Source organism: Pseudomonas sp. B40(2017) (assembly GCF_002112855.1).
Classification (GTDB): Bacteria; Pseudomonadota; Gammaproteobacteria; order Pseudomonadales; family Pseudomonadaceae; genus Aquipseudomonas; species Aquipseudomonas pharyngis.
This window is the reverse complement of record NZ_NEIT01000007.1, coordinates 218,354-245,021: the sequence shown is the minus strand read 5'-3', so window position 1 is coordinate 245,021 and position 26,668 is coordinate 218,354. Positions and strand designations below refer to the sequence as shown.

The 26,668-nt window shown below is 59.3% G+C and carries 22 protein-coding genes; 18 read left to right on the top strand and 4 right to left on the bottom strand.

Annotation, left to right across the window (positions count from 1 at the left end; all coding sequences use genetic code 11):
- Window positions 1–52: 52 nt before the first annotated feature.
- Window positions 53–2,461, bottom strand: a complete 2,409-nt coding sequence (locus CAF76_RS21025) for a DNA translocase FtsK (RefSeq protein ID WP_011334945.1) — start codon at window positions 2,459–2,461, stop codon at window positions 53–55.
- A 521-nt stretch (window positions 2,462–2,982) separates the two neighbouring features.
- Here CAF76_RS21025 and aat point away from each other — a divergent pair.
- The 3 genes from aat to infA all read left to right on the top strand — a co-directional run bounded on the left by aat (window position 2,983) and on the right by infA (window position 4,760).
- Complete coding sequence (gene aat / locus CAF76_RS21020) at window positions 2,983–3,663, top strand: leucyl/phenylalanyl-tRNA--protein transferase (protein ID WP_085648277.1); 681 nt, start codon at window positions 2,983–2,985, stop codon at window positions 3,661–3,663.
- A 58-nt stretch (window positions 3,664–3,721) separates the two neighbouring features.
- The gene (locus CAF76_RS21015) at window positions 3,722–4,429 is read left to right on the top strand and encodes an arginyltransferase (protein WP_007958178.1); all 708 of its coding nucleotides are present in this window, start codon (window positions 3,722–3,724) and stop codon (window positions 4,427–4,429) included.
- A gap of 112 nt (window positions 4,430–4,541) precedes the next feature.
- Window positions 4,542–4,760, top strand: a complete 219-nt coding sequence (infA, locus tag CAF76_RS21010; RefSeq protein WP_002553999.1) for a translation initiation factor IF-1 — start codon at window positions 4,542–4,544, stop codon at window positions 4,758–4,760.
- 951 nt (window positions 4,761–5,711) lie between these two features.
- Here infA and clpA read toward each other — a convergent pair.
- Both clpA and clpS read right to left on the bottom strand, forming a co-directional pair.
- Entirely contained in the window at window positions 5,712–7,982 is a 2,271-nt protein-coding gene (gene clpA / locus CAF76_RS21005; RefSeq protein ID WP_007951436.1) for an ATP-dependent Clp protease ATP-binding subunit ClpA, read from the bottom strand.
- A 30-nt stretch (window positions 7,983–8,012) separates the two neighbouring features.
- Window positions 8,013–8,396 (bottom strand): ATP-dependent Clp protease adapter ClpS, encoded by a 384-nt coding sequence (gene clpS / locus CAF76_RS21000; RefSeq protein ID WP_011334948.1) that lies wholly within the window; start codon window positions 8,394–8,396, stop codon window positions 8,013–8,015.
- Window positions 8,397–8,620: 224 nt separating this feature from the next.
- On the opposite strand from clpS, the gene CAF76_RS20995 reads away from it, so the two are divergent.
- Entirely contained in the window at window positions 8,621–8,914 is a 294-nt protein-coding gene (locus tag CAF76_RS20995; protein ID WP_064600893.1) for a cold shock domain-containing protein, read from the top strand.
- A 79-nt stretch (window positions 8,915–8,993) separates the two neighbouring features.
- Here CAF76_RS20995 and icd read toward each other — a convergent pair whose 3' ends face one another.
- Window positions 8,994–10,250 carry an NADP-dependent isocitrate dehydrogenase gene (gene icd / locus CAF76_RS20990; RefSeq protein WP_007951441.1) on the bottom strand — a complete coding sequence of 419 codons (1,257 nt, stop codon included), beginning with the start codon at window positions 10,248–10,250 and terminating at the stop codon, window positions 8,994–8,996.
- Window positions 10,251–10,731: 481 nt separating this feature from the next.
- On the opposite strand from icd, the gene CAF76_RS20980 reads away from it, so the two are divergent.
- The 14 genes from CAF76_RS20980 (at window position 10,732) to nuoF (ending at window position 26,613) form a co-directional block, all read left to right on the top strand.
- On the top strand, window positions 10,732–12,957 hold the full coding sequence (locus tag CAF76_RS20980) for an NADP-dependent isocitrate dehydrogenase (RefSeq protein ID WP_085648276.1): 2,226 nt from the start codon (window positions 10,732–10,734) through the stop codon (window positions 12,955–12,957).
- 78 nt (window positions 12,958–13,035) lie between these two features.
- A complete protein-coding gene (locus CAF76_RS20975; protein ID WP_085612662.1) occupies window positions 13,036–13,482 on the top strand; it encodes an NUDIX hydrolase in 447 nt (148 codons plus the stop codon).
- A 59-nt stretch (window positions 13,483–13,541) separates the two neighbouring features.
- Window positions 13,542–14,666: a tRNA 2-thiouridine(34) synthase MnmA gene (gene mnmA, locus CAF76_RS20970; RefSeq protein ID WP_007951446.1), complete on the top strand. Its 1,125-nt coding sequence runs from the start codon at window positions 13,542–13,544 to the stop codon at window positions 14,664–14,666.
- Complete coding sequence (hflD, locus tag CAF76_RS20965; RefSeq protein ID WP_039767411.1) at window positions 14,663–15,286, top strand: high frequency lysogenization protein HflD; 624 nt, start codon at window positions 14,663–14,665, stop codon at window positions 15,284–15,286. The genes mnmA and hflD overlap by 4 nt, the downstream gene beginning before the upstream one ends.
- A 127-nt stretch (window positions 15,287–15,413) precedes the next feature.
- Window positions 15,414–16,784, top strand: a complete 1,371-nt coding sequence (gene purB, locus CAF76_RS20960) for an adenylosuccinate lyase (RefSeq protein WP_085648275.1) — start codon at window positions 15,414–15,416, stop codon at window positions 16,782–16,784.
- An 86-nt stretch (window positions 16,785–16,870) separates the two neighbouring features.
- On the top strand, window positions 16,871–18,046 hold the full coding sequence (locus CAF76_RS20955) for a cupin domain-containing protein (protein WP_064380698.1): 1,176 nt from the start codon (window positions 16,871–16,873) through the stop codon (window positions 18,044–18,046).
- The gene (locus CAF76_RS20950) at window positions 18,039–18,464 is read left to right on the top strand and encodes a GNAT family N-acetyltransferase (RefSeq protein ID WP_007951452.1); all 426 of its coding nucleotides are present in this window, start codon (window positions 18,039–18,041) and stop codon (window positions 18,462–18,464) included. The genes CAF76_RS20955 and CAF76_RS20950 overlap by 8 nt, the downstream gene beginning before the upstream one ends.
- Window positions 18,465–18,707: 243 nt before the next feature.
- Window positions 18,708–19,460, top strand: a complete 753-nt coding sequence (locus tag CAF76_RS20945; RefSeq protein ID WP_085648274.1) for a secretin N-terminal domain-containing protein — start codon at window positions 18,708–18,710, stop codon at window positions 19,458–19,460.
- A 476-nt stretch (window positions 19,461–19,936) separates the two neighbouring features.
- Complete coding sequence (gene aceA, locus CAF76_RS20940; RefSeq protein WP_039767419.1) at window positions 19,937–21,262, top strand: isocitrate lyase; 1,326 nt, start codon at window positions 19,937–19,939, stop codon at window positions 21,260–21,262.
- A 546-nt stretch (window positions 21,263–21,808) separates the two neighbouring features.
- Window positions 21,809–22,222 (top strand): NADH-quinone oxidoreductase subunit A, encoded by a 414-nt coding sequence (locus CAF76_RS20935; RefSeq protein WP_003223812.1) that lies wholly within the window; start codon window positions 21,809–21,811, stop codon window positions 22,220–22,222.
- 10 nt (window positions 22,223–22,232) lie between these two features.
- The gene (locus tag CAF76_RS20930) at window positions 22,233–22,907 is read left to right on the top strand and encodes an NADH-quinone oxidoreductase subunit B family protein (RefSeq protein ID WP_007951456.1); all 675 of its coding nucleotides are present in this window, start codon (window positions 22,233–22,235) and stop codon (window positions 22,905–22,907) included.
- Between the two features lie 69 nt (window positions 22,908–22,976).
- On the top strand, window positions 22,977–24,761 hold the full coding sequence (gene nuoC, locus CAF76_RS20925) for an NADH-quinone oxidoreductase subunit C/D (protein ID WP_039767687.1): 1,785 nt from the start codon (window positions 22,977–22,979) through the stop codon (window positions 24,759–24,761).
- Between the two features lie 2 nt (window positions 24,762–24,763).
- Window positions 24,764–25,261: an NADH-quinone oxidoreductase subunit NuoE gene (gene nuoE, locus CAF76_RS20920; RefSeq protein ID WP_003223804.1), complete on the top strand. Its 498-nt coding sequence runs from the start codon at window positions 24,764–24,766 to the stop codon at window positions 25,259–25,261.
- A complete protein-coding gene (gene nuoF, locus CAF76_RS20915) occupies window positions 25,258–26,613 on the top strand; it encodes an NADH-quinone oxidoreductase subunit NuoF (RefSeq protein WP_039767423.1) in 1,356 nt (451 codons plus the stop codon). The genes nuoE and nuoF overlap by 4 nt, the downstream gene beginning before the upstream one ends.
- Window positions 26,614–26,668: the final 55 nt, after the last annotated feature.

Sequence of the window (26,668 nt, the reverse complement as noted above, 5' to 3'; positions counted from 1 at the left end):
AAGTGGACGGCGCTTCATGCACCGCCCATTGCATTTGGATCAGGGTATCGAATCAGTCGCGTACCGGGCCAGGGGCCAGGACTTCGCGGGAACCGTTGGTGTTCATCGACGTCACGACCCCGGCCATTTCCATGGCTTCGATCATGCGTGCGGCACGGTTGTAGCCGATCTTCAGCTTGCGCTGTACAGCGGAGATGGAGGCACGACGGCTTTCCAGCACGAACTGCACGGCTTCGTCGTACAGCGCGTCGGCTTCCGGATCGTCGCCGTCACCGCCGCCGCTGCTGCCTTCGAAACCACTGCCCGCCTCTTCGACACCATTGAGGATGTCGTCGTTGTATTCCGGCGCGCCGCGCAGTTTCCAGGCTTCAACCACCCGGTGAACTTCATCGTCGGACACGAATGCGCCGTGAACCCGGATCGGCAGGCTGGTGCCCGGCGGCATGTAAAGCATGTCACCGTGGCCGAGCAGTTGTTCGGCGCCGCCCTGGTCGATGATGGTCCGGGAGTCGATCTTGCTGGATACCTGGAACGCCATCCGCGTCGGGATGTTGGCCTTGATCAGACCGGTGATCACATCCACCGACGGCCGTTGGGTCGCGAGGATCAGGTGGATACCGGCCGCACGCGCCTTCTGGGCGATACGGGCGATCAGTTCTTCTACCTTCTTGCCGACGATCATCATCATGTCGGCGAATTCGTCCACGACCACGACGATGGTCGGCAGCTTCTGCAGCAGCGGCGCTTCGTCGTGGATGCTTTCGCGCTTGTACAGCGGATCGCTCAGCGGCTCGCCGGCGTCCTGGGCTTCCTTGACCTTGGCGTTGAAGCCGGACAGGTTTCGCACGCCCATCTTCGCCATCAGCTTGTAGCGACGCTCCATCTCGGCCACGCTCCAGCGCAGGGCGTTGGCGGCGTCCTTCATGTCGGTCACGACCGGGCACAGCAGGTGTGGAATGCCTTCGTAGATCGACAGCTCGAGCATTTTCGGGTCGATCATGATCAGCTTGGCGTCATCCGGGCCGGACTTGAACAGAATCGACAGGATCATCGCGTTCACGCCCACCGACTTACCCGAACCGGTCGTACCGGCCACCAGCAGGTGCGGCATTTTCGCCAGGTCGGTGATGACCGGCTTGCCGCCGATGTCGTGGCCCAGGGCCAGGGTGACCGGCGATTTGAAGTTGTCATACTCAGGCGTCGACAGCACCTCGGAGAAGCGCACGATCTGCCGGTCTTCGTTGGGAATTTCGATACCGACCGTGGTCTTGCCCGGAATCACTTCCACCACCCGCACACTGGTCACGGCCAGCGAACGTGCAAGGTCTTTCGCCAGGTTGGCGATACGGCTGACCTTCACGCCCGCAGCAGGCTGGATTTCGTAACGGGTAATAACCGGGCCGGGATGGATCGAATCCACGGTGACTTCGACGCCGAATTCCTTAAGCTTGATCTCCAGCAAGTGGCCGACCGCCGCCAGGGATTCAGGCGAATAATTGAGTTGTTTCTTTTCCGCAGGATCGAGAATCGAGATCGGCGGCAAGGTGCCTTCCACGGCGCTGTCGACGAACAACGGCACCTGCTTCTCTTTCTGCACGCGCTTGCTTGGCTCCGGCGCCTTGACCGGGGCCGGGGCGATGACCGGCGGCACCTGTTTCTCGCGCTCGGACATGTGTTTGCTGAGGGCCTGTTCGCGCTCGATCAGACGCTCCTTGACCTTGGCCTGCTCGCGTTTGTCGGTGACCGTCGGTGCAACCACGTCATGCACGCGATCGTCGACTTCACGCAGCTGCGCGACCAGTTGCTTGCGCTCGGTACGCGCCGACCACCAGCGGTTTAGCGCGCCCTGGAACAGTTCGAACAGGTCAAGCGTGATCTTGCCGGTGATGTCCATCACCTTGAACCACGACAGGTCGGTGAACACCGTCAGGCCGAACAGGAACAGTGCGATAAACAGCAACGTGCTGCCCTGAATGTTCAGGGCGTTGCGGGCCAGGTCACCGAGGCTTTCACCCAGCGCACCACCCGCGCCGGCCGGCAATCCGGTGGCTGCATGGAAATGAATGTGCGCCAGTGCAGCGCCGGACAACACCAGAAACACCAGACCGATCAGGCGCCAGGAAAACAGCCAGCCGCTCCACTGCCACGGCTCGTGACGCTGACGGAAGATCTGATACGCCTTGATCGCCAGCAGCAACGGAAAGATGTACGCGAAGTAACCCAACACCATGAACAGGATGTCGGCGCTGTAGGAGCCCGCCGGGCCACCGAAATTCTGCACGTCATCGATCTTGCTGTTGTGGCTCCAGCCCGGATCGTCCTTGCCGTAGGTCAGCAAAGCCATCATCAGGAACAGGCACAAGGCGCCGATGGCGATCAATGCACCTTCCTTGAGCCGGTAGTGCAATTGCTGGCGCCAAAGCGGAACGACTGTTTTTGGTGCTTCCGTGGATTTCTTCAAAACGCTTCTTTTCCTGCGCCAGAGGCGCGTCCATCTATTGAATGACGAAAAAAACTGCCCAATCCAGGCAGGTAAAAAAATTGACGGGCGCAACGGAGACTACTTTTAACACTGCGCCCCGCCTTTTATAAACACGGCACGCGGCGAATATTCTGTAACAGCCCGGCATTGTACGGGTTTGCGCGTTCGATGCCATGCTTCCAGGTCTCTGGTTCAAGCATAGCCAAACGCACAACACCCGGCGTTCAATTTGAGCATGCATTGTCTTTTGTGACAAAGGCTTATGAGGTGTATTTGATGAACGTAGCGAAGCATTCGCGCCTCATCTGCCATGAACGCCACACATTGACGTCGGCAAGCTTGCTCGCACCGGTGTTGCGCCCGATTACGACCGCATCCTGATGCTCAAGTTGCAGCTACGCAAAAGCCGTACTGCAACGGAGGACATTCGCGTCATTTCCCGGCACACTTTACCGCGGGCCCACTGCCCACCGCCCTCCCCTTCTGCAAGCCTGGACGCCATGCTGACTTGGTTACAACGCAACTCACTGACTTTCCCGCCACTGGAAAAGGCCATGCGCGATCCCAACGGATTGCTGGCAGCCGGCGGCGACCTGTCCGCCGATCGCCTGATCCAGGCCTATCGCCACGGCTGTTTTCCGTGGTTTTCCGAAGGTCAGCCGATTCTCTGGTGGTCGCCGGATCCGCGCACCGTGCTTTTTCCCGACGAACTGCACGTCTCGCGCAGCCTGGGCAAATTGATGCGCAAACAGCGTTATCAAGTGACCTTCGATCAGGATTTCGAAGCCGTGATCCGCGCCTGCGCCGCCCCCAGGGAATACGCCGACGGCACCTGGATCACCGAAGCAATGCAGAACGCCTATATCGAACTGCATCGGCGCGGTTTTGCTCACTCGGTGGAGGTACGGGATCAGGGCGAACTGGTCGGCGGCCTGTACGGTCTGGCGATGGGGCAACTGTTTTTTGGCGAATCAATGTTCAGCCGCGCGGACAATGCTTCCAAGTACGGCTTTGCCTCGCTGGTGCAACATCTTAAGGAAGCGGGTTTCGTGCTGATCGACTGCCAGATGCCGACCGATCACCTGCACAGCCTTGGCGCCCGGGCCATTTCACGGCAGACATTCGCCGACTATCTAGCCCGGCACCTCGATCAACCCAATCATGCGACCTGGGTTTGCTGAGCGACTTTTGCGCGCGTGGCTTACACTTAATTCACCAGCTTACCCTTGAGGGTTGATCATGACCGAGTTGGCGCGTTTGAAGTTTTATGCCACTCAGCCTCACTCTTGCAGTTATCTGCCCGAGGAGCAGGCGACGACCCTGTTTCTCGATCCGAGCCAGCCCATGGATGTGCATGTCTACGCAGATCTGTCGGAAATGGGCTTTCGTCGCAGCGGCGATCATCTTTACCGCCCGCATTGCCAGAACTGCAATGCCTGCGTGCCTGCGCGCATTCCGGTGGCGCAGTTCAACCCCAATCGCCAGCAAAAACGCATTTTCAAACGCAACATCGACTTGCAGGTACGTCCGGTCAAGCCGGCGTTCAGCGAAGAATATTTCGATCTCTATCAGCGCTACATCGAACAGCGCCACGCCGACGGCGACATGTATCCGCCCAGCCGCGATCAATTCTCGACTTTTCTGGTACGCGACCTGCCCTTCTCACGCTTTTATGAGTTCCGGCTCGACGGACGGTTACTTGCAGTCGCCGTCACCGACCTGCTGCCCAACGGCCTGTCCGCGGTCTACACCTTTTACGAACCGCAGGAAGAACGCCGCAGCCTGGGGCGCTACGCCATCCTCTGGCAAATCGCCGAAGCCCAACGCCTGGGGCTTGAAGCGGTGTACCTGGGCTACTGGATCAAAAACTGCAAAAAGATGAACTACAAGACCCAATATCGGCCCATCGAACTGCTCATTAATCAGCGCTGGGTCATCCTGAACTGAATGCAGACCCTAAACCCCTTGGCGTAAACCCCATTTTTCGGGCACAATGCACGCCGCTTTTGCCTGGCGCAGTTGCACCGGGCCATTCATTGGATACCGAGGGCTTTACTGCATGTCGAAAGAAGACAGCTTCGAAATGGAAGGCACTGTCGTCGACACCCTGCCCAACACCATGTTTCGTGTGGAGTTGGAAAATGGGCACGTCGTAACCGCGCATATTTCCGGCAAGATGCGCAAGAACTACATTCGTATTCTTACCGGTGACAAAGTGCGCGTCGAGCTGACGCCCTATGACTTGAGCAAAGGGCGTATTACTTACCGCGCTCGCTAATCAAGTCAATACAAGACGCCCGGCTTAATGCCGGGCGTTTTTGTTTGTCTGGGTTTTGGGTTTGTGCTTGAGTTTTGGGTGTATATCCGTTGCTGCGGTAACGGCTTCTTATGGTTTCGCTCTTACAGCGAGTCCCTTTTTCAAACGCCAAAAAGGAACCAAAAGGCTTTTGCCCCGGCGTACGGCACTTCGCTTAGGCTCAGTGTTCCCTCGCTACGGTGTCCACCAGGGGGCATCGCCTACGGTTTGCTTCGCTGCACCTCCTCTCGATGTATGCGGCTTCGCCGCACGGCGCTACGCGCCTACCCCCTGATGGACACCTCCGCTCGGCCTGCCGAAGGGACTAAAGATCAAGAGCCAGATCAAGAGCCCCTCACCCTAGCCCTCTCCCGGAGGGAGAGGGGACCGACCGAGTTGATTGGGAGAGTTGTGCCGACGTGCAATACCGCGTTGAACTCAGGCTTTGAAAAGCACAAAAAACGGCTCCCTCTCCTCGGGGAGAGGGCTGGGGTGAGGGGTAAACCCACCACAAAAACCAAAGCCGAACACGCCCCGCTCCTCCCCACTCAAAACGATGAGCGTTAGCTCGAGTACCGCTTTTGATCGCAGGGCCCGTCGGCAGGCTGAGTGGAGGGATTGATCCGGGGGTGGGAGCGCAGCGACCGTTTGGCGAAGCCAAACACATCGAGAGGAGGTGCAGCGAAGCAAACCGTAGGCGATGCCCCCGGATCAATCCCGGAGCGAAGGAACCCGAGCCACAGCGAGGGCCGTACGTCAGGGTAAAGCCTTTTGGGTTACCTTTTCGGCGTTTGGAAAAGGTGACTCGCCGCAAGGGCGAAACCCTAAGAAGCCATTACCGCAGCAACGGATATGCCCCCCCCCAACCAAAAACCGCAGACAGCAAAAAGGCGCCCAAAAGGCGCCTTTCGCTTTACAACAGACCAACAACCATCAAGCCATTTCCGCGGTGGTCTCGAAGTCAAACGTCAACTCACCATCCTTGATGTCGATGTGAACCACACCGCCATGCTCGGCCAGCTCGCCAAACAGAATCTCCTCCGCCAGCGGACGCTTGATCTTGTCCTGGATCAGACGCGCCATCGGACGAGCGCCCATGGCCGAATCGTAACCACCGGCCGCCAGCCAGCTGCGCGCCGCATCGGTAACTTCCAGAAGCACCCGCTTGTCTTCCAGTTGCGCCTGAAGCTCGGTGAGGAACTTGTCCACCACGCTTTTGATGACCTCGTGACTGAGGCGACCAAATTGAATGATGGTATCCAGGCGGTTGCGGAATTCCGGCGTGAAGCTCTTCTTGATCACTTCCATCGCATCGGACGAGTGGTCCTGATGGGTGAAGCCGATCGAAGCACGTGCCGCCGTTTCAGCACCGGCGTTGGTGGTCATGATCACGATCACGTTGCGGAAGTCCGCCTTGCGCCCGTTGTTGTCGGTCAGCGTACCGTGGTCCATCACCTGCAGCAGCAAGTTGAAGACTTCCGGATGCGCCTTCTCGATTTCATCGAGCAGCAATACGCAATGCGGTTGCTTGGTGATCGCTTCGGTCAACAGACCGCCCTGGTCGAAACCGACATAACCCGGAGGCGCACCGATCAAACGCGATACGGTGTGGCGCTCCATGTACTCGGACATGTCGAAGCGAACCAGTTCGATCCCCAGCGCCTTGGCCAATTGACGCGCGGCTTCGGTTTTACCGACACCGGTCGGCCCTGCGAACAGGAACGAACCAACAGGCTTGTCGGGCGACTTCAGACCGGCACGGGACAGCTTGATCGCAGTCGACAGCGAATCGATCGCCGCGTCCTGACCGAACACCGTCAGCTTCAAGTCACGCTCCAGATTACGCAGCAGTTCCTTGTCGGAGCTGGTGACATGCTTCGGCGGAATCCGCGCGATTTTCGCAACGATGTCCTCGACTTCAGGGACTTCGATGCGTTTCACGCGCTTCTCGACCGGTTGCAGACGCTGGTACGCGCCTGCCTCGTCGATCACATCGATGGCTTTGTCCGGCATGTGCCGGTCATTGATGTAGCGCGAAGCCAGTTCCGCAGCGGCGCGCAGCGACTCATCACTGTATTCGATGTTGTGGTGCTGTTCGAAGCGACCTTTCAGGCCACGCAGGATACCGATGGTGTCCTCCACCGACGGCTCGACGACATCGACCTTCTGGAAGCGACGTGCCAGGGCACGGTCTTTTTCGAAGATGCCACGGAATTCCTGGAACGTGGTCGAGCCGATGCAGCGAATGTCGCCAGACGACAGCAGCGGTTTGAGCAGGTTCGAGGCATCCATCACGCCACCGGACGCAGCACCCGCACCAATGATGGTGTGGATCTCGTCGATGAACAGGATCGCCTGCGGACGTTTTTTCAGTTCATTGAGCAACGCCTTGAAGCGCTTCTCGAAGTCACCGCGATACTTGGTGCCCGCGAGCAGAGCGCCCAGATCGAGTGAGTAAACGACGCTGTTGGCCAGCAGGTCCGGCACCTGGTTGTCGACAATGCGCTTGGCCAGGCCCTCGGCAATCGCGGTTTTACCCACGCCCGCCTCGCCGACCAGCAACGGATTGTTCTTGCGACGACGCGCCAGAATCTGCGCGACACGCTCGACTTCCGTTTCACGCCCGACCAGCGGATCGATCCGGCCCTGGCGTGCAAGTTCGTTAAGATTGCTGGCATAAGCGTCCAGCGGATTGCCTGAAGAAGAAGACTCACCGCCCTCGTCGTCCTGCATATCTTGTTCACCTTCAGAGTGATCGCCATGCCCCGGCACTTTGGAAATGCCGTGGGCGATATAGTTGACGACATCAATGCGTGCAACGCTCTGCTGTTTCAGCAGGAACACCGCCTGACTCTCTTGCTCACTGAAGATTGCAACCAGCACGTTGGCGCCGGTTACTTCGCGTTTGCCCGAGCTCTGCACATGAAAGACAGCACGTTGCAGTACACGCTGGAAGCCCAGGGTTGGCTGGGTTTCGCGATCCTCGTCGTGAACGGGGATCAGTGGCGTGGTGGAGTCGATGAACTCCTGCAGGTCGTGCTTGAGTTTGTCGAGGTTTGCGCCGCAGGCACGCAATACGGTGGCGGCAGCCTCATTGTCCAATAGGGCCAGCAGCAGGTGTTCGACGGTCATGAACTCATGACGTTTCGAACGTGCCTCCTTGAAGGCAAGATTGAGGGTGACTTCGAGCTCGCGGTTTAACATAGCTTCACCTCATACCCAAGTGGTCGGCGATTAACCGTCCTTCTCGATTTCACAGAGTAGCGGATGCTGGCTTTCCCTGGCGTACTGGTTGACCTGCATGGCCTTTGTCTCGGCGATGTCGCGGGTAAACACTCCACATACTGCCCGCCCTTCTGTGTGGACGGCCAGCATGACCTTGGTCGCCAGCTCGCGATTCAGGTTAAAAAACACCTCGAGCACTTCGACGACGAAATCCATCGGTGTGTAGTCATCATTGAACAAAACCACCTTGTACATCGGCGGCGCCTGTAACGCAGGCTTTGCTTCCTGAACAGCAACGCCTGCCGAATCGTCGTCGTGCTCCTGTGGAAGATCCTTTTGGAGAAGCGGGCGATCCTGATTGAATGTTAGTCGAATCTGGCTGATTGCATGCATGGAAAGAAAGGTTCGTCAGTTGTGCAAATACAGTGGTGGGGGCGGCTTGACACGTTTTCAACTCCGACTGCCCGGTCACCTTGACTATCGGGAAAACGGTGTTACAACCAATAGAACCCACAGTGGGGAAAAAAGATCCGCGGAGTCAATCTTTTTAACGGATTCGACTGCGGATGAATTGGATGATACTCCAGCGATGGAGACTGTTGCAGAGGGATTTGAGCATGGCTGTCGGCAAGGTGAAATGGTTCAACAATGCCAAGGGGTTCGGTTTCATCAATACCAAATCCCACGAGGGGAGGGACGAGGATGGCAAGGAGATCGATTTCTTCGCCCACTATTCCGCCATCAAGATGGACGGATACAAAACCCTGAAGGCCGGACAGGAGGTTAAATTCGACATCGTGCAAGGGCCCAAAGGCCTGCACGCAACAAATATTCAGAATGTCGACGCCGCGAAAGATGCCGCCTCGGTCGCAGCCGCTGCTGCCGCTAAGCACCAATCCGTGACCAGCTGAAGCAACCCGAACACCTGCCAGAAAACAAACCGCCCGGCTCGATCACTCGAGCCGGGCGGTTTCGTTGCAGCCGTCTTTCTTACATATGCTTGATCAGCGCTTCGCCGAAGCCCGAAGAAGACACCAGCGTGGCACCTTCCATCAGACGCTCGAAGTCGTAGGTCACGGTCTTGGCCTTGATGGCGCCATTGGTGCCCTTGATGATCAGGTCGGCCGCCTCGGTCCAGCCCAGGTGGCGCAGCATCATCTCCGCCGACAGGATCACCGAACCCGGATTCACCTGGTCCTTGCCGGCATATTTCGGCGCGGTACCGTGGGTCGCCTCGAACATGGCCACGGTGTCGGACAGGTTGGCACCCGGCGCGATACCGATACCGCCCACTTCCGCCGCCAGGGCGTCGGACAGGTAGTCACCGTTGAGGTTGAGGGTGGCGATCACATCGTACTCGGCAGGACGCAGCAGGATCTGCTGGAGCATGGCATCGGCGATGGCGTCCTTGACGACGACTTCGCGGCCGGTTTTCGGGTTCTTGAATTTCATCCATGGGCCGCCGTCGAGCAGCTCGGCGCCGAATTCCTCCTTCGCCACCTCATAGCCCCAGTCCTTGAAGGCACCTTCGGTGAATTTCATGATGTTGCCCTTGTGTACGATGGTCAGCGACTTGCGGTCATTGTCCACTACGTATTGCAGGGCCTTGCGCACCAGACGCTTGGTGCCTTCTTTCGAAACCGGCTTGATGCCGATGCCGCAGTCCTGGTCGAAACGGATCTTGGTGACGCCCATTTCTTCTTTCAGGAATTTGATGACCTTGGTGGCCTCAGGCGAGCCGGCCTTCCATTCGATACCGGCATAAATGTCTTCGGAGTTCTCGCGGAAGATCACCATATCGACGTCGCCGGGCTTTTTCACCGGGCTCGGCACGCCTTCGAACCACACCACCGGGCGCAGGCAGACATAGAGATCGAGCTGTTGGCGCAGTGCAACGTTGAGGGAGCGGATGCCGCCACCGACCGGAGTGGTCAGCGGGCCCTTGATGGAGACCACGTAATCCTTGACGGCGTCCAGAGTTTCCTGGGGCAGCCAGGTGTCCTGGTCATAGACTTGAGTCGCTTTTTCGCCAGCATAAACCTCCATCCAGGAAATCTTGCGCTTGCCCCCGTAGGCTTTCTCTACGGCAGCATCAACCACTTTGATCATCACAGGGCTGACGTCGACGCCAATGCCGTCACCTTCGATGAAGGGAATGATCGGGTTATCAGGGACATTGAGAGAATGGTCTGCGTTGACGGTGATTTTGTCGCCGACGGCTGGAACCTGAATCTTCTTGTAACCCATGCTGAACTCCATTGTTTGGATTGAACATCTGGCTTGGTTCGAGCGTAACCCAGTTAAATCAACACGCAAACCCTCTGTTCCGGGCGCGACCACATCTCGGTTCGTACAAGCCTGAAAGCAAAGGGAAAAGCGCCAATCTCAAGCATTCACGGCGACTCTACGCCCCACCCCGGCCTGCGACCTTTAGACCAATGGACGAGAATCGTTGCATATGAACCATCGGCAGATTGCCAGCTACCTATGTATAATGCCGCCCGCTGACCAAAGGGTCACGACGGCTGGCCTCTCTAGCACGAGACTTTCCGCCTGATTGGTCGGGTTGTTACCGCAGTCCGACTGCTTGACGCTCTACTGATGCACCCAACATCACCGCGAAGATTCTCGACATTCGGTTCATGGATGACTTTGAACGAACGCGCTTACCCGGCGCCCCTCGAGTTTCTGCGCACGCTTTAGCAAAGAAGAGAGAGTTAATCCGAATATGCCCACCCGCTCGAAGATCATCTATACCTTCACCGACGAAGCTCCAGCCCTCGCCACCTATTCCCTGCTGCCGATCATCGAGGCTTACACCGCCTCGGCCGATATCGCCGTGGAAACCCGCGATATCTCTCTTGCAGCACGTATTCTGGCCAGCTTCCCCGAGCAACTGGGCGACAAAGCCGTAGCCGACCACCTCGCCGAACTGGGCGACCTGGCCGTTACGCCTGAAGCCAACATCATCAAGCTGCCGAACATCAGCGCCTCGGTTCCGCAACTGCAAGCCGCGATCAAAGAACTGCAAGCCCAGGGCTACAACCTGCCGGACTACCCGGAAACCGTGACCAGCGACGCCGACAAAGACGCCAAGGCGCGCTACGACAAGGTCAAGGGCAGCGCCGTGAACCCGGTTCTGCGTGAAGGCAACTCCGACCGTCGCGCTCCGCTGTCGGTCAAGAACTACGCTCGCAAGCACCCGCACAAAATGGGCGCCTGGGCCAAGGACTCCAAGTCCCACGTCGCTCACATGAGCACCGGCGATTTCTACGGCAGCGAAAAAGCGGCCCTGATCGACGCCGCTGACACCGTAAAAATCGAGCTGGTCGCCCAAGACGGCACCACCACCGTCCTGAAAGAAAAAACCACCGTTCAGGCGGGCGAGATCCTCGACTGCTCCGTGATGAGCAAAAAGGCCCTGCGCGCGTTCATCGCCGCTGAAATCGACAGCGCCAAGCAACAAGGCGTGCTGCTGTCGGTTCACCTGAAAGCCACCATGATGAAGGTCTCCGACCCGATCATGTTCGGCCAGATCGTTGCCGAGTTCTACAAGGACGCCCTGACCAAGCACGCCAACGTGCTGGCCGAAATCGGCTTCAACCTGAACAACGGCATCGGCGACCTGTACGCCCGCATCAAATCCCTGCCGGCCGAGCAGCAAGCCCAGATCGAAGCTGACGTGCAAGCGGTCTACGCCGTTCGTCCGTCGCTGGCGATGGTCAACTCCGACAAAGGCATCACCAACCTGCACGTGCCGAGCGACGTTATCGTCGACGCTTCGATGCCGGCCATGATCCGTGACTCCGGCAAGATGTGGGGCACCGATGGCCAGCTGCACGACACCAAGGCCGTGATCCCGGATCGCTGCTACGCCACCATCTACCAGGCGGTGATCGAAGATTGCAAAGCCAATGGCGCTTTCGATCCGACCACCATGGGCAGCGTGCCAAACGTTGGCCTGATGGCCAAAAAGGCTGAAGAATACGGCTCCCACGACAAGACCTTCCAGATCAAGGCCGACGGCGTGGTTCGCGTGACCGACAGCAAAGGCACCCTGCTGATGGAGCAGGCTGTTGAAGCCGGCGACATCTTCCGCATGTGCCAGACCAAAGACGCGCCGATCCAGGACTGGGTCAAACTGGCCGTCAACCGTGCTCGTGCAAGCAGCACCCCGGCCATTTTCTGGCTGGACCCGATGCGCGCCCACGACGGCGTGGTGATCGAGAAGGTTCAGGCTTACCTGAAGGATCACGACACCGCTGGTCTGGACATCCAGATCATGGCCCCGGTCGACGCCATGAAGTACACCCTGCAGCGCACCCGCGAAGGCAAGGACACCATTTCGGTGACCGGCAACGTACTGCGCGACTACCTGACCGACCTGTTCCCGATCATGGAACTGGGCACCAGCGCCAAGATGCTGTCGATCGTGCCGCTGATGAACGGCGGTGGCCTGTTCGAAACCGGCGCCGGCGGTTCGGCTCCGAAGCACGTGCAGCAACTGGTCGAAGAGAACTTCCTGCGCTGGGATTCGCTGGGTGAATTCCTGGCCCTGGCCGCTTCTCTCGAGCACCTGGGTGTGAACTACAACAACCCGAAAGCGCTGGTACTGTCCAAGACTCTGGACCAGGCCACCGGCCAGTTCCTCGACAACAACAAGTCGCCATCGCGCAAAGTCGGCAACATCGACAACCGCGGCAGCCACTTCTACCTGGCGATGTACTGGGCACAAGCCCTTGCCGCCCAGACCGAAGACGCTGCACTGCAAGCGCAGTTCGCAACTCTGGCCAAGACCCTGACCGAGAACGAAGCGACCATCGTCGCCGAGCTCAACGCCGTTCAGGGCAAGCCAGTGGACATCGGTGGTTACTACCACGCCGACGCCGAGCTGATCAGCAAGGCCATGCGCCCAAGCGCAACCTTCAATGCGGCCATCGCTGCGCTGGTTTAAGGTTGTAAAGGGAACATCACAAACCCCGGCCATGCGCCGGGGTTTGTGTTTCTGCCTTTCGCCCAGGAGATTCAATCAATGCAATGGCTCCCCCACATCACTGTCGCCACTATCGTTGAGGACAACGGCCGCTTCCTGATGGTCGAGGAACACAAAGCCGGGCGTAACGTGCTCAATCAGCCGGCCGGCCATCTCGATCCGGACGAAACCCTGATCGAAGCCGCCGTGCGCGAAACCCTCGAGGAAACCGGCTGGGACGTCGAACCCACCGCCGTCATCGGCATTTATCTGTACACCGCCCCGAGCAACGGCGTGACTTACCAGCGGGTATGCTTCAGCGCCGAAGCGGTGAAACACCACCCGGATTATCAACTGGACGACGGCATCGTCGGCGCCAAGTGGCTGACCCGCGACGAATTATTGGCCCAGCGCGATAACTGGCGCAGCGAGCTGATCATCCGCTGCATCGACGATTATCTGGCCGGCAATCGCTTCGGCCTCGAACTGATCCGCCCTTCCCTTTAGCCTTGAGGCCGTGAGCCTGATAGAATCGCGTCCTTTTTCAAGACACTCATTGAATCCCTATGCGTGATCCAGCCCCTTCTGACACATCCAAGAAGCGCGTCATTGTCGGCATGTCCGGCGGCGTGGACTCTTCCGTTTCCGCTCTCCTGCTGATCGAGCAGGGCTATGAAGTGGAAGGCCTGTTCATGAAGAACTGGGAAGAAGACGACGGAACGGAATACTGCACCGCCATGGACGACCTGGCGGATGCCCAGGCCGTGTGCGACAAGATCGGTATCAAGCTGCACACCGCCAACTTCGCCGCCGAGTACTGGGACAACGTGTTCGAGCATTTCCTGGCCGAATACAAGGCCGGCCGCACGCCGAACCCGGACATCCTGTGCAACCGCGAGATCAAGTTCAAGGCGTTCCTCGACTACGCCATGATGCTCGGCGCCGATCTGATCGCCACCGGTCACTACGTGCGCCGCCGCGACATCGACGGCCGCACGGAGCTGCTCAAGGGCCTGGATCCGAACAAGGATCAGAGCTACTTCCTGCACGCCGTCGGCGGCGAACAGATCGCCAAGACCCTGTTCCCGGTCGGCGAACTGGAAAAACCGGAAGTCCGTGCAATTGCCGAGAAATACGAGCTGGCAACCGCCAAGAAGAAGGATTCCACCGGGATCTGCTTCATCGGCGAGCGTCGCTTCAGCGATTTCCTCAAGCAATACCTGCCGGCGCAACCGGGCGAGATCAAGACCACCGAAGGCGAAGTCATCGGCCGTCACCACGGTTTGATGTACCACACCATCGGTCAACGCCAGGGCCTGGGCATCGGCGGCCTGAAAGACGCCGGCGACGAACCGTGGTACGTGCTGCGCAAGGATCTGGACACCAACGAGCTGATCGTCGGTCAGGGCAACAACCATCCGTGGCTGTTTTCCAGCGCCCTGCTCGCTTCGGAAATCTATTGGGTCAATCCGATCGATCTGAGCCAGCCATTGCGCCTGACCGCCAAGGTTCGTTATCGCCAGAGCGATCAGGCCTGCACCCTGGAAAAAACCGCGACCGGCTATCGCGCCGTGTTCGACGAGCCGCAACGCGCAGTCACGCCGGGCCAGTCGGTGGTGTTCTATGACGGTGAAATCTGCCTCGGTGGCGGCGTGATCGAAGTCGCCGAGCCGTGGAGCGGCCAGGCATGAGCCCGACTCAGGAGCAATTGACCGCTCTGGGTGGCGTGTTTCTCGCCGCCGTGCTGGTGGACCGGATCGCCAAGACTGGCCAGACCAACGAGGCCGGCCTGAGCTGCATGCTCGGCAGCCTGCTGGTTCGTGACCCGAAAGACACGCTGGATGTTTACGGCGGCGACGATATCAACCTGCGCGAGGGTTACCGCGCACTGATCGGCGCCCTCGAGCGCGACCCTAGCACCTTGCAGCGCGAACCGTTGCGCTACGCCCTGTCAATGCTCGGCCTTGAGCGGCAACTGGCCAAGCGCAACGACATGCTCGACGTGATTGGCAAGCGTTTGCCGCAGATCCAGTCACAGGTCGAGCATTTCGGCCCGGCCCACGAAAACGTGATCGCGGCCTGCGGTGCTCTGTATCAGGACACCCTGAGCACCCTGCGCCAGCGCATTCAGGTGCACGGCGACATGCGCAACCTGCAGCAGCCGAGCAATGCCTCGAAGATCCGCGCCCTGCTGCTCGCCGGCATTCGTTCGGCGCGGCTGTGGCGCCAGCTCGGCGGTCACCGCTGGCAGCTGGTCGTGAGCCGGCGCAAATTGCTCAAAGAGCTGTATCCGTTGATGCGCAGCGAGTAAATCGCCGCGCAATAAAAGCTTTGTAGCCTGTAACGCGTAATACGCCGGTCAGTTGGCGACGGACCGGCGGATTTTTTCATGTATGATACGCGCCCCATTTCGTTGCCCGACTGTCCGAGAACACCCCATGCAGCTCTCTTCGCTCACTGCGGTTTCCCCTGTTGACGGCCGCTACGCCGGCAAAACCCAGGCCCTGCGCCCAATTTTCAGCGAGTACGGTCTGATCCGTGCCCGCGTTCTGGTTGAAGTGCGCTGGCTCCAGCGCCTGGCCGCTCACGCCGGCATCCCGGAAGTGCCAGCCTTCTCCGCCGAAGCCAACGCCGTTCTGAATGAACTGGCCGAAAACTTCTCGCTGGAGCACGCCGAGCGCGTGAAAGAGATCGAGCGCACCACCAACCACGACGTCAAAGCGATCGAATACCTGCTCAAGGAGCAGGCGGCCAAGCTGCCGGAGCTGGCCAAGGTCAGCGAATTCATCCACTTCGCCTGCACCAGCGAGGACATCAACAACCTGTCCCACGCCCTGATGCTGCGCGAAGGTCGTGATGACGTGATGCTGCCGCTGATGCGCCAGACCGCCAACGCCATCCGCGAACTGGCCATCCGTTTCGCCGACGTGCCGATGCTGTCGCGCACTCACGGCCAGCCGGCTTCGCCGACCACCCTGGGCAAAGAGCTGGCGAACGTGGTTTACCGTCTCGAGCGCCAGATCGCTCAGGTTGCTGCCGTTCCGCTGCTGGGCAAGATCAACGGCGCTGTCGGCAACTACAACGCCCACCTGTCGGCCTACCCGCAGATCGACTGGGAAGCCAACGCCCGCGCCTTCATCGAAGACGAGCTGGGCCTGGGCTTCAACCCGTACACCACGCAAATCGAGCCGCACGACTACATCGCCGAGTTGTTCGACGCCATTGCGCGCTTCAACACCATCCTGATCGACTTCGACCGTGACATCTGGGGCTACATCTCCCTGGGTTACTTCAAGCAGCGCACCATCGCCGGCGAAATCGGTTCGTCGACCATGCCGCACAAGGTCAACCCGATCGACTTCGAAAACTCCGAAGGCAACCTGGGCATCGCCAACGCACTGTTCCAGCACCTGGCGAGCAAACTGCCGATCTCCCGCTGGCAGCGCGACCTGACCGACTCCACCGTGCTGCGCAACCTCGGTGTCGGCTTCGCCCACAGCGTGATCGCGTACGAAGCGAGCCTCAAAGGCATCAGCAAGCTTGAACTGAACGCCGACAAGATTGCTGCCGATCTGGACGCTTGCTGGGAAGTCCTGGCCGAGCCGATCCAGACCGTGATGCGCCGCTACAACATCGAAAACCCGTACGAGAAGCTGAAAGAACTGACCCGCGGCAAGGGCATCAGCCCTGAAGCGCTGCAGACTTTCATCGATGGCCTGGACATGCCGGCCGAAGCGAAAGCCGAACTCAAGCAACTGACCCCGGCCAACTACATCGGCAACGCTGTAGAGCAAGCCAAACGCATCTGATCGACCGTTTGACCCGTTTGAGACGCCCGGCCGCGCCGGGCGTTTTTATTCCCGTCTGAAAAATGCTTTTTTTCAATAGGTTACATATGAATCCCGATATTCCTCTTCAACTTCTGGGTGGTCTTACGGCGCGCGAATTCATGCGCGATTACTGGCAGAAAAAACCACTGCTGATCCGTCAGGCATTTCCTGATTTCGAAAGCCCGATCGACGCCGACGAACTCGCCGGCCTGGCCCTGGAAGAAGAAGTCGAATCGCGTCTGGTGATCGAGCACGGCGAGCGTCCTTGGGAACTGCGTCGCGGCCCGTTCGCCGAAGACGAATTCAGCAAACTGCCGGAGCGTGAGTGGACCCTGCTGGTGCAGGCAGTCGATCAGTTCGTGCCGGAAGTCAGCGAGCTGCTGGAAAATTTCCGCTTCCTGCCGAGCTGGCGCGTCGACGACGTAATGATCAGCTTCGCAGCCCCGGGCGGCAGCGTCGGCCCGCACTTCGACAACTACGACGTGTTCCTGCTGCAAGGCCACGGCAAGCGCAACTGGAAAATCGGCCAGATGTGCGACTCCGAAAGCCCGCTGCTGCAACACGCGGACCTGCGCATCCTCGCCGAATTCCACGAGACCGAAGAGTGGGTGCTGGAACCGGGTGACATGCTTTATCTGCCGCCACGCCTGGCTCACTGCGGCGTTGCCGTCGATGACTGCATGACCTACTCGGTCGGCTTCCGTGCACCGAGCGCCGCTGAAGTGCTGACCCACTTCACCGACTTCCTCAGCCAGTTCCTGACTGACGAAGAGCGCTACACCGACGCCGATGCAAAACCGGTCAGCGATGATCCACATCAGATCCAGCACGATGCACTCGGCCGCCTGAAAGCACTGCTCGCCGAGCACATGAGCGATGAGCGCCTGCTGCTGACCTGGTTCGGCCAGTACATGACCGAGCCACGTTATCCAGAGCTGGTGGTCGGCCCTGAAGAAGTCGAGGAAGAAGACCTTCTTGGCGCGCTCGAAGACGGCGCCATCCTGATCCGCAACCCGAGCGCACGCCTGGCGTGGTCGGACGTCGATGACGACCTGCTGCTGTTCGCCAGCGGCCAGAGCCGCTACCTGCCGGGCAAGCTGCGCGAACTGCTGAAGCTGATCTGCTCCGCCGACGCCCTGCACACCGATAACCTCGGTGACTGGCTGAGCGACGAAGACGGTCGCGGCCTGCTGTGCGAACTGGTCAAACAGGGAAGCCTGGGGTTCGCCGACGATGAATAAGATTCGCGTACGTGTTGCAGACTGGCAAAAGGACAACGCCGAGATCCGCCGCATTCGCGAAACGGTGTTCATTGCCGAACAATCGGTTCCACCCGAGCTTGAGTGGGACGCCGATGACGCCACGGCGGTGCATTTTCTGGCTTTCGAAGGCGATTTTCCGATCGGCACCGCCCGCCTCTTGCCCGACGGGCATGTCGGCCGGGTTTCGGTACTGAAGGACTGGCGCGGCCTGAAGGTCGGCGATGCGCTGATGCAAGCGGTGATTGCCGAAGCGGAAGCACGCGGCCTGAAGCAGCAGATGCTCAGCGCCCAGGTACAGGCCACGGCGTTCTATGAGCGCCTGGGTTTCAACCTGGTCAGCGAGGAATTCCTCGAAGCCGGGATTCCGCATGTCGACATGGTTCGTCACTCGGCATAAGTCCGCGTCGCGGCATTCGCGGGCAAGCCCGCTCCCACAGGAGACCTCCAGCGAACACAGATTTTGTGCTCGGCAGAGATCCAATGTGGGAGCGGGCTTGCTCGCGAAGAGGCCCTCCAGAACACCACAAAACGCCCTGCCATTTTCGGATGCCGGGGCGTTTTGCTGTCTACGATTCAACTTGCCCCACCCTGGGCCGACAAACTGGCAATATCAAGCCTTTCGAAAGCGGAGATAACGGACATGTCCCTACGCACCCTGCTCACCACCCTGCTGCTCGGCTGCAGTGTTTCGGTGATGGCAGCCACAGAAATCGTGCCCCTCAAGTACCACACCAGCGCCGACATGCTGCCGGTGGCTCAGGACTTCATCGGCAAGGACGGCCAGGTCAGCGCCTATGGCAACCAACTGATCGTCAAGGCCGAGCCCGGCAAGATCGAAGAACTCAAGGATCTGCTCTCACAGCTCGACACCGCGCCCAAGCGCTTGCTGATCACGGTCGACACCAACGAAAACAACGGTCGTGGCGACGAAGGTTATTCAGTCAATGGCGCGCAAACCCGCATCATCAGTCGAAGCACTGCCAGCCGTGACGGCGGCATTCAGCAGATCCAGGCCAGCGAAGGTGCTCCGGCACTGATCCAGGTCGGCCAGAGCGTGCCGATCACCAGCAGCCAGACCAACTCCTACGGCGATTACAGCAGCCAGACTCAATATCGCAACGTCACCCAGGGTTTTTACGTCACCGCCAGCGTCACCGGCGAAACCGTTCACCTGGCCATCAGTACCAACCGTGACCGCATGAGCCAGGAACGTCCCGATGTAGTGAACGTGCAAAGCACCGACACAACCGTCACCGGACGCTTGGGTGAATGGATCACCCTCGCCGGCGTGAATCGCCAGACCCAGGCCGACAAACAGGGCCTGGCCCGCAGCTACTCTACTCAAGGCCGGGATGACATGACGTTGCGGGTGAAAGTCGACACGCTGGACTAAAGCACCAAAAACTGACTGATTAGTCGTATTAGACGAAAGATGTAGTGCTTGAAAAAAAGCACTACAAAACGTTTGACGAGCCAAAAAAGCGAAGGCATGATGGCCTCGCTCCCGCTAATCAGAGGCCCTGGCAAGGGCCTTCGAAGCGCTGCTCGCAACCATCCCCGCGAGCCGTTTCGTGTCTGTACCGCCCACAAGGCGTGTTTGACGAGGTTGCCGACTGGAACGAAGTTGTCCCGAGGGACGGAAGCGTAATTAGGTAACCCGGCTTTACACTGTCGTTCGTATAAAGGCCCACGACGCCCGAATGCGCCCACCAGTTCGCCTTTACCTGCTCACCTCCCCTCGAGCTCATCGTTCATCCCGTCGCCTGCCCCGCCGAACCCGACCTGACCACCTAAGCTTCTGGTCAGCGAGCGCAAGGAATTTTCCACCGCAGAACAACTTTTCATAAAGACGCGACGAGGTTTATCTCCATGGCACTGACACGCGAACAGCAAATTGCAGCCCTTGAAAAAGACTGGGCTGAAAACCCGCGCTGGAAAGGCGTGACTCGCAATTACTCCGCTGCTGACGTCGTCCGTCTGCGTGGCTCGGTTCAACCAGAGCACACTTTTGCAAAAATGGGCGCCGAAAAACTGTGGAACCTGGTCACCCAGGGTGCCAAGCCGTCCTTCCGCCCAGAGAAAGATTTCGTCAACTGCATGGGCGCCCTGACCGGCGGTCAGGCTGTGCAGCAGGTCAAAGCCGGTATCCAGGCGATCTACCTGTCGGGGTGGCAAGTCGCGGCGGACAACAACTCCGCCGAATCGATGTACCCGGACCAGTCGCTGTACCCGGTGGACTCGGTTCCAACCGTGGTCAAGCGCATCAACAACTCGTTCCGTCGCGCCGACCAGATCCAGTGGAAAGCCGGCAAGAACCCGGGCGACGAAGGCTACATCGACTACTTCGCGCCAATTGTGGCTGACGCCGAAGCCGGTTTCGGCGGCGTACTGAACGCCTACGAGCTGATGAAGAGCATGATCGAGGCAGGCGCCGCCGGCGTTCACTTCGAAGACCAACTGGCTTCCGTGAAGAAATGTGGCCACATGGGCGGCAAGGTGCTGGTGCCAACCCAGGAAGCCGTGCAGAAGCTGACCGCTGCTCGTCTGGCTGCCGACGTTGCCGGTGTTCCGACCATCATCCTGGCCCGTACCGACGCCAACGCTGCCGACCTGCTGACTTCCGACTGCGATCCGTACGACCAGCCATTCGTGACTGGCACCCGTACCCAGGAAGGTTTCTACAAGGTTCGTGCAGGTCTGGACCAGGCAATCGCCCGAGGCCTGGCCTACGCGCCGTACGCCGACCTGATCTGGTGCGAAACCGCCAAGCCGGACCTGGAAGAAGCCCGTCGTTTCGCTGAAGCGATCAAAAAGGAATACCCGGACCAGATCCTGTCGTACAACTGCTCGCCTTCCTTCAACTGGAAGAAAAACCTGGACGACGCGACCATCGCCAAGTTCCAGCGCGAATTGTCCGCCATGGGTTACAAGCACCAGTTCATCACCCTGGCCGGCATTCACAACATGTGGCACAGCATGTTCAACCTGGCGCACGACTACGCCCGCAACGACATGACTGCCTACGTGAAGCTGCAAGAGCAGGAATTCGCTGACGCCGCCAAGGGTTACACCTTCGTGGCTCACCAGCAGGAAGTGGGCACTGGCTACTTCGACGACATGACCACCGTGATCCAGGGCGGCACGTCCTCGGTAACCGCACTGACCGGTTCGACCGAAGAAGAACAGTTCCACTGATCGACTTCGCCTGAGCGAGCGGCCTTTGCGGACCGTATAGAAAGCTAACCGCACTGCCGAAAAACTGACGCCCCGACTGGTTCGGGGCGTTTTTTTGCCTGCGGTTTTCCGGGCACCTCAGGAATTGGCAAAGCCTGTCAGGTAAAACATTGATCCAGAGCGGTATCCGCATCGCAAAAATCGGCTAAAACGGGCGCCGCCGCTACTTGCAGTAACGCGCATATAAGACAACTTCCCAACTACTGACCTGTTAAACAGTTACGAAACCTCTGCAAACGATATCAATTATCATTTAGCGACAACTATGTTCGTTACATTTCCTACAAAACATAATTCGTGAAATCCCGGCTAATGCCCGCAACGCATGGGCTGCGGGCCCTTCGAGGTGTGCTATGTCCTTATTCCAATAAATAATTTCGCTATAGGAATTTTACTTGCAGGGTGTTTAGCCATAAAATCAGCGCGATTGATTGCTGCGACATATCGTCACTGCCTTATTTCTTTATCAAGCTCAGAGACCTTTGCTCTCTGTTAAGGATTTCCAGCATGCCCGAAGCGACAGGACTCATGGCCCACAACTGGGGCTTTGCCATTTTCCTTCTGGGTGTAGTCGGCCTGTGTGCCTTCATGCTCGGCGTCTCCAGCCTCCTCGGGTCAAAAGCCTGGGGCCGCAGCAAAAACGAACCGTTCGAGTCCGGCATGCTACCTACCGGTGGCGCCCGCTTGCGGCTCTCAGCCAAATTCTATCTGGTCGCGATGCTGTTCGTGATCTTCGATATCGAAGCCCTCTTTCTCTTTGCATGGTCTGTGTCCGTCCGCGAAAGCGGCTGGACCGGATTCGTCGAAGCTCTCGTTTTCATAGCAATTCTGTTGGCAGGTCTTGTCTACCTGTTCCGAGTGGGCGCCCTTGACTGGGCTCCGGAAGCTCGTCGCAAGCGGCAGGCGAAGCTGAAACAATGAGGCTTTGGCAATGCAATACAATCTCACCAGAATCGACCCCGATGCTCCTAACGAGCAGTATCCGATCGGCCAGCGGGAAACCGTTTCCGATCCGTTAGAGGATCAAGTCCACAAAAACATTTTCATGGGCAAGCTGGAAGACGTGCTGAGTGGCGCGGTCAACTGGGGACGTAAGAACTCCCTGTGGCCGTACAACTTCGGTCTGTCGTGCTGCTACGTGGAAATGACCACCGCCTTCACGGCGCCCCACGACATCGCGCGCTTCGGCGCCGAAGTTATCCGGGCATCACCGCGTCAGGCCGACTTCATGGTTATCGCCGGGACCTGCTTCATCAAGATGGCGCCGATCATTCAGCGCCTGTACGAGCAGATGCTCGAGCCCAAGTGGGTGATCTCGATGGGTTCGTGCGCCAACTCCGGCGGCATGTACGACATCTACTCCGTGGTTCAGGGGGTGGACAAGTTCCTGCCCGTTGACGTCTACGTACCTGGCTGCCCGCCCCGTCCAGAAGCATTTCTGCAAGGCTTGATGCTGTTGCAGGAATCCATTGGCCAGGAGCGTCGCCCACTGTCCTGGGTCGTTGGCGATCAAGGCGTTTATCGCGCCGACATGCCTTCGCAGAAGGAACAGCGCCGCGAACAGCGAATCGCAGTCACCAACCTGCGCAGCCCTGACGAAGTCTGATCCAGTCTGTTTCATAGAAACGAGAAGCTGGCTTCATTCTTTACGTTGACCGAAAGCGAAAAAATAACCATGACTACAGGCAGTGCTCTGTACATCCCGCCTTATAAGGCAGACGACCAGGATGTGGTCGTCGAACTGAACAACCGTTTTGGCGCCGAAGCGTTCACCGCTCAGCCGACCCGCACCGGCATGCCGGTGCTGTGGGTGGCTCGCGCCAAGCTCGTCGAAGTCCTGACCTTCCTGCGCAACCTGCCCAAGCCGTACGTCATGCTCTATGACCTGCACGGCGTGGACGAGCGTCTGCGCACCAAGCGTCAAGGGCTGCCGGGCGGTGCCGATTTCACCGTGTTCTATCACCTCATGTCGCTGGAACGTAATAGTGACGTGATGATCAAGGTCGCCTTGTCCGAGAGCGACCTCAGCTTGCCGACCGTCACCAGCATCTGGCCGAACGCCAACTGGTACGAGCGTGAAGTCTGGGACATGTTCGGCATCGACTTCAAAGGTCACCCGCACCTGTCGCGCATCATGATGCCGCCGACCTGGGAAGGTCACCCGCTGCGCAAGGACTTCCCGGCGCGCGCCACCGAGTTCGATCCGTTCAGCCTGAACCTGGCCAAGCAACAGCTCGAGGAAGAAGCCGCGCGCTTCCGTCCTGAAGACTGGGGCATGAAGCGCTCCGGCCCGAACGAGGACTACATGTTCCTCAACCTGGGTCCGAACCACCCTTCGGCGCACGGTGCGTTCCGCATCATCCTGCAACTGGACGGTGAAGAGATCGTCGATTGCGTTCCGGACATCGGTTACCACCACCGTGGCGCCGAGAAGATGGCCGAGCGTCAGTCCTGGCACAGTTTCATTCCGTACACCGACCGTATCGACTACCTCGGCGGCGTGATGAACAACCTGCCGTACGTGCTCTCGGTCGAGAAGCTGGCCGGCATCAAGGTGCCAGAGAAGGTCGACGTCATCCGCATCATGATGGCCGAGTTCTTCCGGATCACCAGCCACCTGCTGTTCCTGGGTACCTACATCCAGGACGTCGGCGCCATGACTCCGGTGTTCTTCACCTTCACCGACCGCCAGAAGGCGTACACGGTGATCGAAGCCATCACCGGTTTCCGTCTGCACCCGGCCTGGTACCGCATCGGCGGCGTTGCCCACGACCTGCCGCGCGGCTGGGAAAAACTGGTGAAAGACTTCGTTGAATGGCTGCCGAAGCGCCTCGACGAATACACCAAGGCCGCGCTGCAGAACAGCATCCTCAAAGGTCGTACCATCGGCGTTGCCCAGTACAACACCAAAGAGGCCCTGGAATGGGGCGTCACCGGTGCCGGCCTGCGTTCCACCGGTTGCGACTTCGACCTGCGTAAAGCGCGTCCGTACTCCGGCTACGAGAACTTCGAGTTCGAAGTACCGCTGGCTGCCAACGGCGATGCCTACGACCGCTGCATGGTTCGCGTCGAAGAGATGCGCCAGAGCGTCAAGATCATCGACCAGTGCCTGCGCAACATGCCGGAAGGCCCGTACAAGGCGGATCACCCGCTGACCACGCCGCCGCCGAAAGAGCGCACGCTGCAGCACATCGAAACCTTGATCACGCACTTCCTGCAAGTTTCGTGGGGCCCGGTCATGCCGGCCAACGAATCCTTCCAGATGATCGAAGCGACCAAGGGCATCAACAGTTATTACCTGACGAGCGACGGCGGCACCATGAGCTACCGTACCCGGATCCGTACTCCGAGCTTCCCGCATCTGCAACAGATCCCTTCGGTGATCAAAGGCAGCATGGTCGCGGACCTGATTGCGTACCTGGGTAGTATCGATTTCGTTATGGCCGACGTGGACCGCTAAGCATGAACAGCACGCTTATCCAGACAGACCGTTTCACCCTGAGTGAAACCGAGCGCTCGGCCATCGAGCACGAGCTGCATCACTACGAAGACCCGCGCGCGGCGTCGATCGAAGCCCTGAAGATCGTTCAGAAGGAACGCGGCTGGGTGCCGGACGGCGCTCTGTACGCCATCGGCGAGATCCTCGGCATCCCGGCCAGCGACGTTGAAGGCGTGGCCACGTTCTACAGCCAGATCTTCCGTCAGCCGGTCGGCCGTCACATCATTCGCGTCTGCGACAGCATGGTCTGCTACATCGGCGGCCACGAGTCGGTGGTCAGCGAAATCCAGAACAACCTGGGTATCGGCCTGGGTCAGACCACTGCCGACGGTCGTTTCACCCTGCTGCCGGTCTGCTGCCTCGGCAACTGCGACAAGGCACCGGCGCTGATGATCGATGACGACACCTTTGGCGATGTCCAGCCTGCCGGCGTCGCCAAACTGCTCGAGGGCTACGTATGACCCTGACTTCTTTCGGTCCTGCCAACCGCATCCAGCGTTCGGCCGAGACTCACCCTCTGACCTGGCGCCTGCGTGACGACGGCGAAGCCGTATGGCTCGACGAGTACCAGGCCAAGAACGGTTACGCCGCTGCGCGCAAGGCCTTCGCCGACATGGATCAGGACGCCATCGTCCAGACCGTGAAAGACGCCGGCCTCAAAGGTCGCGGCGGTGCAGGCTTCCCCACAGGCGTGAAGTGGGGCCTGATGCCAAAGGACGAATCCATCAACATCCGCTACCTGCTGTGCAACGCGGATGAAATGGAGCCGAACACCTGGAAAGACCGCATGCTGATGGAGCAACTGCCCCATCTGCTGATCGAAGGCATGCTGATCAGCGCCCGCGCGCTGAAAACCTACCGTGGCTACATCTTCCTGCGTGGCGAGTACACCACCGCCGCCAAGCACCTGAACCGTGCCGTGGAAGAAGCCAAGGCAGCGGGCCTGCTGGGCAAGAACATCCTGGGCAGCGGCTTCGATTTCGAGCTGTTCGTCCACACCGGCGCCGGGCGTTACATCTGCGGTGAAGAAACCGCACTGATCAACTCCCTCGAAGGCCGCCGCGCCAACCCGCGCTCCAAGCCACCCTTCCCTGCCGCCGTTGGCGTGTGGGGCAAGCCGACCTGCGTGAACAACGTTGAAACCCTGTGCAACGTGCCGGCGATCATCGCCGACGGCGTGGACTGGTACAAATCGTTGGCCCGCGACGGCAGTGAAGACATGGGCACCAAGCTCATGGGCTTCTCCGGCAAGGTCAAGAACCCCGGCCTGTGGGAACTGCCATTCGGCGTGACCGGTCGCGAACTGTTCGAAGATTACGCCGGCGGCATGCGCGACGGTTACAAGCTCAAGGCCTGGCAGCCAGGCGGCGCCGGTACCGGTTTTCTGTTGCCGGAACACCTCGACGCACAAATGTACGCCGGCGGCATCGCCAAGGTGGGCACCCGTATGGGTACCGGCCTGGCCATGGCGGTGGATGACAGCGTCAACATGGTGTCCCTGCTGCGCAACATGGAGCAGTTCTTCGCTCGCGAATCCTGTGGTTTCTGCACTCCTTGCCGTGATGGTTTGCCATGGAGCGTCAAGCTGCTGATGGCCATCGAACAAGGCCGCGGCCAGCCAGGCGACATCGAGACCCTGCTGGGTCTGGTCAACTTCCTCGGCCCGGGCAAGACCTTCTGTGCTCACGCACCGGGTGCCGTGGAGCCGTTGGGCAGTGCCATCAAATACTTCCGTCCAGAGTTCGAAGCCGGTATCGCGCCCGCAAGCGCCACCGTCCCGCCTCTGGCGAAGCCGATCACAGTCGGCGCGTAAACGCTTAAAAAAGGCGAAGGGTCCGTGCCCTTCGCCTTTCGTCCGATGACGCCTT